The organism is Deltaproteobacteria bacterium, assembly GCA_018668695.1.
In the GTDB taxonomy this organism is placed as follows: domain Bacteria; phylum Myxococcota; class XYA12-FULL-58-9; order XYA12-FULL-58-9; family JABJBS01; genus JABJBS01.
Genome location: JABJBS010000180.1, coordinates 17279 through 30457, shown reverse-complemented (window position 1 = coordinate 30457; position 13179 = coordinate 17279). Strand labels below are relative to the sequence as shown.

Genomic DNA, 13179 nt, shown 5'->3' with positions numbered 1-13179 from the left:
GTAGAAGCTGCACCGGTAGAAGCTGCACCGGTAGAAGCTGCACCGGTAGAAGCTGCACCGGTAGAAGCTGCACCGGTAGAAGCTGCACCGGTAGAAGCTGCACCAGTAGAAGCTGCACCAGCTGAGGCAGCGCCAGCAACGGCGACGGGCGCAGACCCTGCATTACTCGACGAAGCGAACCAACGTGCTCAAGCACTTCAGGATGAGCTTAACGCGATCAAGGCACAGCTCGAACAAGAGGCACAGGCCAAAGCAGAACTCGAAGAGAAAGTTACATCCGCTGCCCAAACTGAAGAAAAACTCAATAAGGAACTCAAAGAGCGAACTTCATCACTCCTGAAAAAGAACCAGAAGATTGATGAACTTCAGGAAGCGTCTAAGAAAGCGCTTGAAGAGTTCGAAGAGAAACACCACGCTCATGAAACCGAAACCGCCAATCATCACATGGCGATTGAGGCCACGGTGGATAAGCAGCTTGAAGAGATTCGAGAGCTTGCAGAACAACTCAAAGAGACGCGTTTAAAACTCACGGATGAGAGCGGTCGCTATAAAAAAGAAGAAGAAGAGCGGCGACGTCTTGAGCAAGACCAGGCACGGCTCAGCGAACGAGAAAAGCGGGCAACTGAAGAGAAAGAACGACTCAAGCAGGAAAAAGAACAGGCCCAGGCCAGAGCTGACAAACTCGCCGATGAACTCAAAGACTACATCCAGTCGAGTAAAGGCCAACTGGAAGACGAACTACGACGTCGTTCAGATGATCAGGAGCGGTGGCGCAGCGGCATAGAGGAACGCTCTAAACTCGAAGATCAGTTGAGAGACCAAGAACAACAACTGCTTCGCCAAGAAAATGAAGAAGCCACGCGGCGCCTCCAAGAGCAACAAGAACGCCAACACATCGAGGATGACATCCGTCGTCAAACCGAACAAAATGTTCGTTTGCAACTCGATCAAGAGCGTCTCTACCAAGAGAATCAAGAGAAGCGCAGAGTGGATGCTCTAGATCCAAACCTTGAGCCCGAGCTCCGCGAAAACATGCAATCGGTTTACGGACACCCTTCACCGGCTCCGCAAGCCTTTAGTCACACGAAGGCAATGGCTGAGTCCCGTCAACCTGCAGCCATGCCCGGCGCCAAGAGCAACACATCTCTTGGTCAATCGCAGGGAAGCATTGAAGCAGGCCACGGTACCATCCAAGGCCCGAACGAAGTCGCGATTCTCTTTACCGATATCTGGCGTAAACAAGTCAGTGGGCGCGTCGATTTTCACCACCAAGACATTCACAAAGTTGTTTATTTCGAGCGCGGCTCGCCAGTAGAAACGTTCTCCAATCAGAGATTCGACAAGATTGAAGACTTCCTCTACCGAGAAGGAAAAATTACTCGCGCCCAATACCAATCACTTCGTCTGCGTAATATTCAAGGTAGCCGACGGATTGGTGCTCTCTTGGTTGCCGAAGGCCAGCTCAAGCCCGAAGAACTATTCGAATCCGTTCGTGGTCACATTAAAGAAGTGTGCGCGAGTATTTTCGAGTGGCAACAAGCAAGCTATCAGTTTCGAGAAGAAGAAATCGAAGAAGACCAAAAGGTTCGATTGCGTGATGACCCGCGTAGCCTAATCATTGAAGGTATCCGGCGTAAATATTTACTGCCACGGCTCATGACCGTCGTCGGTCCACCAAGTACGCTTCTTAAGCCTCTTGCAGATGGTCAACTCGACGCTGAGCTTCTTGGACTCGAGGCTCGAGAGCGCCAGGCCGTGCGGATGCTCGATGGAACCCGAAATATTGAAGAAATTGTCTTCAGCACAGGCCTCGGGCCGCTGGCGATTTATCAAGTGATGGCCGGTCTACTTACTTTGGACCTAGTCCAAGTACTCGTAAGAGGAAACGAAGGTTACAACCTAGACGGTTCCTCTTCCGCCGACCTACTCGATCGTCGCCGACTCGAAGATAAAGTCGAACAAACTCGGCATCAGGACTATTTTACGATCTTGGGTGTTTCTCGTCAGGCAACCCCTTACGAAATTACCCAAGCCCATAAAAAGCTGATCCAAGAATACGCCCCAACCAATTTCTCTGATGCTGTTTGTAATCAATACAAGCGCGAACTTATTGAAATTGAACGGGTGTTGGATGATGCCTACGATGTATTGCAAGACGACAGCCTAAGGCTTGCCTACGCTCGCAACCTACCCCGCTCATAATCTCTCTAAATCCCCGAAATCGTCTGTAAATATGATATGTTCCCAAAGACCGGATCCTGTTGACGTTATGACTGTGGCGTGACATTGGAACCTCATAAGGAGTTGATATGGCGGTTCGCAAAATCAGAATTTGGCCCGATCCAGCACTCAGTGAAGTGGCTCAGGCGGTTGAAAATGTGGATGACAGTATCCGCACCCTCGTAGATGACATGTTTGAAACCATGTACGAAGCCAATGGTGTTGGGCTTGCGGCAACGCAAATTGCTGAACCCGTTCGGGTTTTGGTCATTGATTTGGACCCATCCAAAGAGGCGGCTGATACCCCCGAAATCCAAGATGAGCTGGATGCCTTTTTGTTTAAGGGAGCACAGGAATTTATCAACCCTAAGATTGTGGCACGACAAGGCTCCATTGTCTGGGAGGAAGGCTGCCTTTCGGTCCCTGGCTATACCGATGAAGTCACCCGCGCGGAACACATCGAGATTGAAGCCCTGAACCGAAATGGTGAAATCTTTCGACTTGAAGCCGCCGGTCTTTATGCCGTGGCTCTTCAGCATGAAATCGATCACTTAGACGGCAAGGTGTTTGTTCAATACCTATCCAGGCTCAAGCGCGACTCTGTGAAGCGCAAAATGAACAAAATTAAAAAGTCGGGCATTGACGACGGCGTTGAAGCCGCGGCCAATCTCTAACTCTCATTTCCAGGCGTCTACATCGTGAATACAAAACGCATTCTTTTTATGGGCTCTCCAGCCTTTGCGGTCCCAAGCCTTACCATGTTGGCCGAACGGCCAGACCTCTGTCAGATCGTTGGTGTGGTCACTCAGCCGGATAAGCGAGCGGGTCGAGGGCGTAAACTTACCCCTTGCCCAGTGAAAACAGCGGCAGACTCACGCGGTATCCCCACTTACCAACCTAAAAGCGTACGAAAAGCTGAATCGCTGGAAGCCTTGCGCGAATTTAAGGCTGATCTTGTAGTGGTCGCGGCCTACGGTAAAATTTTGCCAACGTCGGTCTTAGAAATGGCTGAGCTCGGTTGCGTCAATGTTCACGCGTCCCTGCTTCCCAAGTACCGAGGCGCCTCACCGATTACCCAAGCCATTGTAAATGGCGACGCTGAATGCGGTGTCAGCATTATGCAACTCGATGAAGGTATGGACACTGGCGACGTTCACGCCATGCGCGCCATAACTATTGCGCCCACCGATACTTGTGGAACCCTTACAGTTAAACTCGCAGAGTTGGGTGCCAAACTTCTGATTGATCAACTCGAAGACATTTTGAGCGGCCAAAGCACACCCGAGCCACAAGACAACAGCTTGGCCACCCATGCCCCGATGCTCTCTAAAGAAGATGGTCGTCTGGACTTTTCTAAGCCTGCGGCCATTCTCGAACGTCAATTACGTGCCCACCATCCATGGCCAGGTACGTTTACAATGTTTGGTGATACCCGCGTTGTGATCACCAAGGCCGCTCTTGCGCTAGAGAGCGGAACACCCGGCCACGTTATCCAGGCCAATAAGCGCGGCCTGCAGATTGCTTGCGGTGAGCAAAGCCTGCTGGTCCAAGAAGTAAAACCTGCTGGGAGCAAACTGATGGACGCATCATCTTGGGTTGCGGGCAAAGGTCCTAAAGCTGGGGACCAATTGGGATCTTGAGCAGCAGCATGGCAATTGCCTGCCACATGGGTTTGAGTCATAGTAATAGTACAGACGATCGTCATTTTCGTTTGGAAACTTTTAAGTCTCAAGGAGCCATCATGGCCGACGACGAGCTAAAATCCTTTAAAATCGGTGACATGCAAGCCGGCGCCCCTGCTGGGCCCGTCACCCCAAAACAAGCGAGTGCTCCTACACCCGAAAGTCAGTCCGTAGGGTTCGCTCGAATCGAGAAACTACTCGAAGCAGAGACACCCGATGGTGTTTCGACGCAATTATCAAGTATTCTCGGCAACTTAGAGCAGTTTGATGCGGGAGCAACGACCCCAAAAGATAAATCTGCTTCGAAAAAAGCGATCGCTGCAGTCGAGCGCGCGGCCGATTTAATGGACTATCTCTTCCAAACCAAGACTTCCATGGAAGGTAACCCTGCAGGATAGAATGATTTTTAATGTATCGGTTTTTTTTCAACCCAAATCGGACCCTGCGGATAATGTACCAACACAAGGCAAAACGGTCGTCATCGGGACGCCCCCAAAACGATACCCGAGACGCGGAGGAGATTTATTATGAGCCGAATTAGTTCTGACAACAACGCAGGCCTTAGGGTCCAAATCGATAGCAGCCGATCACGCCAGACTTCACGAACAAGTTTCGGTGATGTTCTAAGTACAGGGCTGTCTAAAAGCGCAAACACGGTAATGAATGCAGGCAACATGGCTGCTCCATTCATTCCAGGTGGCGCAGTGCTCTCAGCAGCCATTACAGGGCTTGGTTCATTGAAATCAGCTCAATCTGGTGGTTCTGCAGCTCCAAACTCAACCGGTCTTAGCGCAGGCTCAGGCAGCGTTGTAGGTGGAGGCTCACAAGGTGTGAGCGGTGGAAGTGGCACCATGGATTCCGTAGCATCACTGGCCGCAGGCGGTAGTGAAGGCGCGATCATGATGCAAGCAACTCGAGAAATGCAGGAAATGAACCAACAGTTCAACCTGCAGTATTTAAACCTTCAGCAGGATATGCAGCAGGAAAACCGCAAGTTTACTGCCATTTCGAACGTCATGAAGACCAAGCACGACACTGCTAAGGGTATGATTCAAAACGTTAGATAATATCGGCCAGCCTTGTTGGGGGCACCGATTGAGATATCATTTACGACGCCGCGGCACCTTTCAAAGGTCCCGCGGCGTTTGTGTTTGGGCATAAGCTGTCTTAGAGTTTTACACGGTCTCAAAAGACTCATCTGGGCACCGCACAGACTGAAGTCAGGTAGGGTTATGAGCGAACAAGAAATAGTCCAAGGCATCATCGATATTCCACAAAAGCAGCTCACCTTGCTGCTTGAGTCGGGTTATCTCTACATGGAACTCGGAAAAATGAAGGAAGCCGAAGAAGTGTTTCACGGCGTTGCCGCCTTGATTCCCCACTCTGAGGTACCGCACATCGCACTGGGGCATATTTACTTTGCCCAAGGCCATTTTAATCCGGCACTCAAGGCCAACCAAAAAGCCGTAGAACTCAATCCGGGTTCTGCAGCGGCGCATGCTGCGGTTGGAGAAATTTTATTGTTTCTCAATCAAAGTGGCAAAGCCCTGGCCTCACTGGATAAAGCCATTGCCTGCGACCCCGAGAGCCCAGCGGCGGCATTTGCCAAAGCGCTCAAAGAAGCCCATGGCGTAGGCGTTTTTGGCTAATCGACCAACTACTCGAGGAGAGTAATTTATGACGCGCATTGGTGGAGGCTCAAAGCCCCCTTCAGGACCCCCGAAACCCGTAACGGAAGCTGCCGCTCAAAAGGCCGGCGCCGAAGCAGGAAAAACTGGGGACGCTGCCAAAACAGATGCTCCGAAAACCACCAAAGACGGGTTTGAAATGAAGGGAGCGAGCCTCGCAAGCCGGCTTCAATCTCTTCAAGGCCAGAAAATGGCGGGTAAGCTGCAGTTTAGCAACGCTGACTTAGCCGACTTGGTTCGTGCCTTCGGCGCGGTTTTAAAACAAAACCAAGGAGCAGACCGGAAGAAACGGGCAGAGCTCTTTTCTAAGGCTGTCCTCAAGAAAAAGAAAAAATTCGCAAAGCTTCTTGAAAGTGCCAGCGAAGAAGACGTTGAAAACTTTTTTGAGGCCATCGCAGAACAACTCGAATCATCGCCAGTCTTTGCTCAGTTGCTTGACGATGTATCCGAGGAGTCCATCAAGTACTCGGGGGGCTGAGACATGACAGAGTCAGCAGCGGAGTCGAGCGGTAAGCGCAAAAAGACCAAGCAACCTGATATAGACTTCAGCGACTCAAAGGCTGTTGTTGAACAATACACGCCCTATGTGCGCTCTATCGCCGGAAAAGTTCGCAAAAAACTCCCGCCCGACATCGAATTCGATGATCTCGTTGAATACGGCATGATCGGTCTGCTTGAAGCCGCCCAACGCTTTGATCCGGAAGCCGGCGCGAACTTTATGACCTTCGCCTACTACCGCATCCGCGGAGCAGTATACGACGGCCTACGCAGTATGGGCTGGATGAGCCGAACTGAGTACGCCAAGGCAAGATTTGAAGAGCGAGCCAACGAATACCTCGCAGCCGTCGCCTTTGCCGAAGAGAGCGGCGAACAAGCACCCGAGAACCCATTTGAACACGCAGTCCAAGATCTTGCAGCAGCTGTTGAGGGTTTAGCCGCAGTTTACCTCACCGCCATCGATGGCACCGAGGGGCTTCAGCTCGAAGACACCAACAATCCACTTCCCGAGGAAGCACTCGGCCTTGAACAAGCTCGGGCCTTGGTTCGCAAAACCATCGCTGGTTTGGGCGATCAAGAACGCCAATTGATGGAAATGTACTACTACAGGGAAATGAGTCTCCAGGAAGTGGGCGACCATTTGGGGCTTTCTAAGAGTTGGACCAGCAGGCTTCACGGACGCGTCGTCGATAAACTGAGGCGCATCCTCTACGATGATCTCGGCTAAGCACCTAAAATCGCTTAACTTAACAGTTTTTTGGGCCCGATCATGAAAATTACCTGAGGGCCTAATCAAACGAAAAATTAGCAACCAATTCACCTGCCTTGCGTGAATGTACATTGATGATCTCAATCCCCGAGGGCATGTTGCCCGGCGAGAGAGATGACTTGGAGGCACTATGGACCCGACAGGCGGCGGAATTAGTAAAGCAGCTGGCGAATTGATGAAGGAAATGCAGCAGGCTCAAGAGCAGCTGCAAAAGCTTCAAGAGCAACAAGGCGGAGCCGACGGAGCCAATTTTCAAGACTCCATGCAGGCACAGCAAGCTCAGCAAACACAGCAAGCCCAGCAGGTGAACCAAGTTCAAGAAGTCCAACCTTCAAGAACCGTAGAAGGCACCACCCAATCAGCCAATGTGTTACTTCAAGCTCAGCAAGGCGGACCGGTATCCTCAACCACAGTTGGCCAAGCTGCCAAAGTGGAGCGCTCAAAAATGACTGAAGTTGTTGAACAACTCGTCAGTGGGCAAGACAAAATGGCTGGCATCATGAAGATGGCACTCTCGGGTAAGAAATTTAACTCATCCGAACTACTCGCCATGCAAGCGGGTATTTATCGCTTCAGCCAAGAACTCGAAATCACAAGCAAAGTGGTCGAAAAAGCCACAAGTGGCATCAAGCAGACTATGAACACTCAGGTCTAAACCTTGTCTTTCGAAGTCGGAGCTTATCCAAGCTCCGCTCACCTCTCCTCATCCTATTGGATATTGCATCCGAGATAGTGCTAAGTTAACCAATATCGGGCGGTTTCGGCACCTGATAGCGTTGGACTGTAGTCATATTGCGCCGGGTCAAAATATTGAATCCAGCCATGAGGAATAGAAGTGATTCATTACACCAAAATTCTCTTAATCACTGTATTCATGACAGGGCTCTTAAGCGCCTGCAGCAGCGAAACCGTTATTCATGGAATTGATGAACGCGAAGCCAATCAAATCATCGAGCTCTTGACCGATCACAAACTACAAGCCAACAAGCTGATGATCGATTCAGGCCGTACCGTGAACTTCAACATCGTGGTTCCTGCAAGTGCTCGAGTGGATGCTATTCGGCTCTTAAACCGCTACGAAATGCCTCGGCGCAAAGACAAGGGATACACCGATGTCTTTGCCGAGGGAGGTTTGATTCCAACGTCCGCTGAAGAAAAAGCCAAAAAGCTGGCCGCACTCGAAGGTGAAATTGAAAAACAACTTAAACTCGTAGACGGCGTACTTGATGCTCAAGTTCAACTTGTCATTCCCGAAGAAAGCGCACTGCGAACTTCTGATGAGCAAAGACCGCAAACGACAGCCAGCGTTACACTGCGCTACTTGCCTGGCGCAGGTGGTGAAAAGCCTCTTAGCGAGCCTCAAATCCAACAGCTCGTAGCCGCCGGCGTTGAAAACCTTACCTCCGACAGGGTCTACCCACTCTTGATTCCCGTGATGCCAACGGTGGCCTCCGCGGAGATGGCTGCAATGGGCGCTCAAATCGGAAACTCTTGGGCAACTAAATTCTCGAAACAGAACCTGAACCTTCTTACCGGATTTTTCGTTCTGGCATTTCTTGGCATTACCAGCCTTCTCATCTTTTCCCAGATCCGTCTCAAAACAGTACGCGGCAAATTAACTCGTCTTCAAGCACAAATCATGAAAGCTCAACAGCGCCAAGGCGGTGAGAGCTTACCTCCGCCAAGTTGAGTTAACACCCGATGCACCCTTTTTTCGAGCCGCTCTCTGAACGAGATGCCATGCTCCTCATCACGACACTCACCGTGGGTGGACGCGATGAACTCAAGCTCCTCGACTATCTACCCGAGCACAAACGTGGTGCTATTCAAGAAAAAGCACAAGCGCTCTTAAATGTTGAGCGTGAAAAACGCGTGAACTTCATGGTCAATCAACTCCAAGAAGCCCTACGCAATAAAAGTAATCGAGGCATCGAGCGCATCGACCCTTCCTGGCTCTCTTACGAATTACAAAACGAATCACCGCGTATTGTGGGCTCAGTGCTCATAAGCCTGCCATCCAAAACGATTAAGTCCGTCGTCAGGCGCCTTCCACCGGCCACCCGAGATGCCATGCCACCCAAACGACAGATGGCAAAAATCAAACCGCAGATCCTTGAGACTGTACAGCAAATGTTTGAAGCTCGGTTTTTCCCAATGCCGAACCAAGGCGCGCTTAAAGAATTTACGTTTCAGGATTTAATCCGGTTTGACCGCAAAGAGCTGGCCATATTAATGCGTAAAGCGGGGCTTGCTGAACTTGGACAAGCTTTTGTCTCAGTCGGAAAAATGGCGTTGATCGATTTATGCCGGCAGCTGCCTACCGAGCAAACTGAAGAGCTTATTTTGGCCGTTAAAAAGGCCACCATTGGAGACCCGCTGGAGCTTAAAAGCGCGCAGCGATTTCTATCCCGGGTCGCAACGGACTTCACCACCTACGACGACTTCTTTCATAAAGCGGGCCTTTGGCGAATGGCTAAAAGTTGCCTCGGACTTCCCGAAGATTTTGCGATGGCTTTTTCTCAAAGATTACCGCGAGAACCAGGCCTTCTCTTTCGGCGTATGGTCAAGATTGCCCAAAGCATGGAAGATATGAGCAAAGCTTTAATTCTCAATTTCCAAGATGCTGTGTTGGCGGAAATCCCTGAGTTGCTTGCCCGCGGTAAATTAGACGCCAAATGGGCCGATCACCCTCTTCGATTCCACAATCCCGATAGATTTCAGACCCCGGCGGAGCCCAATTTCACTTCGAAAGAAGATGAATCCGATAATCCGGACGAGAATGAAGCCTGATCCTTCCAAGATGCTCCGGCTCGTGGCAGAATCGGACTATGGGAAAAGTAATCAAACGCAGCAGCACCGACGCCTCTGAATCATCTGGAGGACAGGAGTTCTCCGACGTGGGTCGACGCGCTCCAATTATTGAACGCTCCACCATTGAAGCACGCTCCCAAGCTGATGAGATCCGAGACAAGGCTCAAGAGGAAGCATCCCAGCTGCTTGAAAACGCGCGCACCGAGGCCGATGCACTTCGCGCCCAAGCACGTGAAGAAGGCTACGCCGAAGGACGCAACCAAGGGGCAAGCGAGCTAAGCGAAGTGGTCGCTAAAAGTAGCCTCAGACTCCAACAAATCGAAACGCAGCTGGTCGCACAAGTTAAAGATCTCTCGCTTGGTATTGCTCGTAAAATACTCGGCCGCGAACTCGCTACCCGCCCCGAGGCGGTCGTCGAACTCGTCAAAGAAGCACTCGTCGAAAAAGCGCGGCAAAGACGCGAAATTTCCCTGAGAGTAAACCCTGAAGATATGGAGATCATCCGCGAAAATCGCAGCGCTCTTATCGAAGTGCTCAGTCGAGCCAAAGAAATCAGCATACGCGAAGATCCTGATGTAGCCCGTTACGGCGTGGTGATTGAAACAGATGCCGGAACCATCGACGCACAACTCGAAACCCAACTCGATGTGATTGAGGGAGTCTTGCGACAAGTTCGCTAAGCACAACACCATGAGCGATTTAGAAGCACCCATCATCGATATCAGCCGCTACCTAGCAGCAGTAGAAGAAGCCGAAACCATTAGTGTCAGAGGCCGCGTCACCGAAGTGACCGGACTCGTTATCAAGGCCATGATTCCTGGCGTACGCATCGGTGAGATGTGCTTTGTAGACAACGGCGGCGGAGAGCGCATTGTTTGCGAAGTGGTTGGATTTCGCGATGAAACGGTCATGCTCATGCCCTTGGGCGAAGCCCACGGCGTTGGACCAGACAGTGAAGTGATTGCGACCGGTAAACCATTTTCCATCAAGTGTGGCTGGGGACTGCTTGGCCGGGTGCTCGATGGGCTCGGAAGACCTATCGACTCAGGCTCTTCTCTTGAAGGCTTGCCCGATCTTGAAGATTGGGCCGTTGAACGCGAATGCCCCGATCCCATGAAGAGAATGCGGATCAGCGAAACCATTGCCATGGGTGTGCGCGCCATTGACGGGCTCCTCACGGTTGGGCTTGGCCAGCGTATTGGTCTCTTCGCCGGCTCCGGTGTGGGTAAATCAACTCTTATGGGTCAAATCGCACGTAATACCGAAGCTGAAGTCGTGGTCTGTTGCCTCATTGGTGAGCGAGGCCGTGAAGTTCGTGACTTCATCGAGGAAGCTCTCGGAGAAGAGGGGCTCAAAAAAGCGGTGGTCGTGGTTGCCACATCCAACTCACCCTCTCTCGTTCGACTCAAATCTGCCTTCGTCGCGACATCCATCGCAGAATGGTTTCGTGACCAAGGGAAAAAAGTAGTCTTCATGATGGATAGCTCCACGCGTTTTGCGAGAGCCCAGCGCGAAATCGGTCTTGCCATTGGTGAGCCGCCCGCACGGCAAGGTTATCCACCCAGCGTGTTTTACCAAATCCCTCGTCTTATGGAGCGTACCGGCAACAATGAGCATGGCTCCATCACCGCGCTTTACACCATCTTGGTTCAAGGCGGAGATATGGAAGAGCCTATTGCCGATGAAGTACGTGGTATTCTCGATGGCCACATCATCTTAAATCGCGAACTCGGCGCCCGTAACCACTGGCCTGCCATTGATATCCTTCCCTCACTCTCACGGGTCATGAATGGGATTGTTCAGGACCAGCACAACGCTGCGGCGGCCAAACTACGAGAAGTACTTGCCAACTACGAAAAGCAGCGCGATCTGATTCTACTCGGTGCATACCAATATGGGACCGATCCCAAAACCGACTACGCCATCGACAAAATTGACGAAGTCGAAGCGTTTTTGAAACAAGGCGTGGTGGAATGCGACGATTACGAAACGACCATTGGTAAGCTCGTACAACTCTTTGGCGACAGTCTCTAATTAAGTCATGGCCAAGCAACCCGAGTATCGCCTTGAAACACTTTTGGGCCTGCGTGAAAAAGCCAAAAGCGAAGCCGAACGGCATCTGGGTGACTGCCTTAGAATCCTCAAAGAAGAAGAAGAGCGCTTAGCCGAGATGGAAGCTGAACTCAGGCGTATGATTGCAAGCCGTGAAGCAAAAAGCCGCGAATACGCAGAAAAACAAATGCGCGGTGAGATGAGCGCTCAAGCGATGATTGGTGCCCAGGCCTATATCGAACGCATGAAGGAGCTTGAAGAAGGCCAAGAGCGCGCAATCGACGGACAAAAGCGGGTCGTAGACAATAAAAAGCAAGATGTCGATCAAGCACGTGCTCTCTTGGTAGAGGCCAATCAAGAACTTAAAGCTCTTGAAAAACATAAAGAAAAATGGGCCGAAAAAGTGAAAAAAGAGCGCATGGCCAAAGAAGAAGCAGATCTCGATGAGCTCGCTCAAACGATGTATCTGGGACGTGACAAAGACTAACGCGACGCGTTGCAACAAATTCAGCCGCCTATAGGCTATAGTGTGAATGTGGGTCAGAGAGAGCACCTTCGCGGAGAAGCAATATGAGCCGGGTCAAAGACAATCGAGATGCTGAACGTATTCAGGAACAAAAGCGCCTCGAAAAAGACAATCAAGCCAAAGACAGGCAAAAATCCGATAAGTTCTCGCGCATGATGAACCAGCGCCGCGGTGGTGAACAAAAAGGTCCCACTCATCAAACCGCTCGCCAACCGGCTCAAACACCTCAAAAAGCCAAGACAGGTGCTTCCAATGCACTGATGGCCCGCCAAGGCATCGCCAGTAACCGCTTTGCTGCTGCCCTTCAAAAGCAGGGCTCCGAAAACCTACAACACTCCGAGACTCTCAGCACCGACCGAGGTGGTGAAATGCTTGAGAAGCGGGTTGAAACAGCCGAACACCAAGATACCAAAGAAACCCAACGACTCGACGGCCAACAAGACCGAGTTGAAGCAGTCGACCGCGATGACGGCAAAGGCAAAGGACAAAGCGGTAAAGGCGATGGTGACGGAAGCCAAGGCGGCGGCTCAGGCCAAGAGAAGCGAGATGGTCAGGGTCAAAACCAAGGCCAACCGACTGCAGTTGCGGCTCTTTCTGGAGAGGCTCCAGCCGGCGAGGTAAATGCCAGCAACCAGCCTCAGATTCCTCAAAATATTCTCCAAGAAATCGTAAACCGAGTATTTGTAGGAGCCAGCACCGAAGGGCTCACTCAATTCCATGTCGAATTCAAAGAAGAGGTTCTCGGCGGGTTGCGGCTCGAAATCAGTGCCAAAGACGGAAAAATTAGCGCCAAGTTCATCACCAGCGATAAAAATATTGGTCGTTTACTCAAAGCAAGCGAAGGCCAGCTCTCACGAGCGTTCGGCCATAAAGGCATGAGCCTTGAACGACTTGATGTCGAAACACGCTGACCGCTTTCCCTATCCCCGTATG

General features: G+C 51.2%; 15 protein-coding genes. All 15 read left to right on the top strand.

The window, feature by feature from the left end:
- On the top strand, window positions 1–2202 hold a 2202-nt coding region (locus HOK28_09695; GenBank protein ID MBT6433354.1), incomplete at its 5' end, for a DUF4388 domain-containing protein.
- 107 nt (window positions 2203–2309) lie between these two features.
- A complete protein-coding gene (gene def / locus HOK28_09690; GenBank protein ID MBT6433353.1) occupies window positions 2310–2894 on the top strand; it encodes a peptide deformylase in 585 nt (194 codons plus the stop codon).
- A 24-nt stretch (window positions 2895–2918) separates the two neighbouring features.
- A complete protein-coding gene (locus tag HOK28_09685; protein ID MBT6433352.1) occupies window positions 2919–3860 on the top strand; it encodes a methionyl-tRNA formyltransferase in 942 nt (313 codons plus the stop codon).
- Window positions 3861–3961: 101 nt separating this feature from the next.
- The gene (locus tag HOK28_09680) at window positions 3962–4300 is read left to right on the top strand and encodes a hypothetical protein (GenBank protein ID MBT6433351.1); all 339 of its coding nucleotides are present in this window, start codon (window positions 3962–3964) and stop codon (window positions 4298–4300) included.
- Window positions 4301–4429: 129 nt separating this feature from the next.
- Window positions 4430–4969: a hypothetical protein gene (locus HOK28_09675; protein MBT6433350.1), complete on the top strand. Its 540-nt coding sequence runs from the start codon at window positions 4430–4432 to the stop codon at window positions 4967–4969.
- A 165-nt stretch (window positions 4970–5134) separates the two neighbouring features.
- Window positions 5135–5551, top strand: coding sequence for a tetratricopeptide repeat protein (locus HOK28_09670; protein MBT6433349.1), 417 nt, complete (start codon window positions 5135–5137; stop codon window positions 5549–5551).
- A 28-nt stretch (window positions 5552–5579) separates the two neighbouring features.
- Complete coding sequence (locus tag HOK28_09665; GenBank protein ID MBT6433348.1) at window positions 5580–6068, top strand: hypothetical protein; 489 nt, start codon at window positions 5580–5582, stop codon at window positions 6066–6068.
- Between the two features lie 3 nt (window positions 6069–6071).
- Window positions 6072–6815 carry a sigma-70 family RNA polymerase sigma factor gene (locus tag HOK28_09660; GenBank protein MBT6433347.1) on the top strand — a complete coding sequence of 248 codons (744 nt, stop codon included), beginning with the start codon at window positions 6072–6074 and terminating at the stop codon, window positions 6813–6815.
- 172 nt (window positions 6816–6987) lie between these two features.
- Entirely contained in the window at window positions 6988–7512 is a 525-nt protein-coding gene (locus HOK28_09655; GenBank protein MBT6433346.1) for an ATP-dependent helicase HrpB, read from the top strand.
- A 180-nt stretch (window positions 7513–7692) separates the two neighbouring features.
- Complete coding sequence (locus HOK28_09650) at window positions 7693–8547, top strand: hypothetical protein (protein ID MBT6433345.1); 855 nt, start codon at window positions 7693–7695, stop codon at window positions 8545–8547.
- A gap of 11 nt (window positions 8548–8558) precedes the next feature.
- A complete protein-coding gene (locus HOK28_09645; protein ID MBT6433344.1) occupies window positions 8559–9647 on the top strand; it encodes a hypothetical protein in 1089 nt (362 codons plus the stop codon).
- A gap of 38 nt (window positions 9648–9685) precedes the next feature.
- Complete coding sequence (locus HOK28_09640; protein MBT6433343.1) at window positions 9686–10348, top strand: flagellar assembly protein FliH; 663 nt, start codon at window positions 9686–9688, stop codon at window positions 10346–10348.
- Between the two features lie 10 nt (window positions 10349–10358).
- The gene (gene sctN, locus HOK28_09635; GenBank protein ID MBT6433342.1) at window positions 10359–11702 is read left to right on the top strand and encodes a type III secretion system ATPase SctN; all 1344 of its coding nucleotides are present in this window, start codon (window positions 10359–10361) and stop codon (window positions 11700–11702) included.
- Between the two features lie 7 nt (window positions 11703–11709).
- Window positions 11710–12207 carry a flagellar assembly protein FliH gene (locus HOK28_09630; protein ID MBT6433341.1) on the top strand — a complete coding sequence of 166 codons (498 nt, stop codon included), beginning with the start codon at window positions 11710–11712 and terminating at the stop codon, window positions 12205–12207.
- An 83-nt stretch (window positions 12208–12290) separates the two neighbouring features.
- Window positions 12291–13157, top strand: coding sequence for a hypothetical protein (locus tag HOK28_09625; protein ID MBT6433340.1), 867 nt, complete (start codon window positions 12291–12293; stop codon window positions 13155–13157).
- Window positions 13158–13179: the final 22 nt, after the last annotated feature.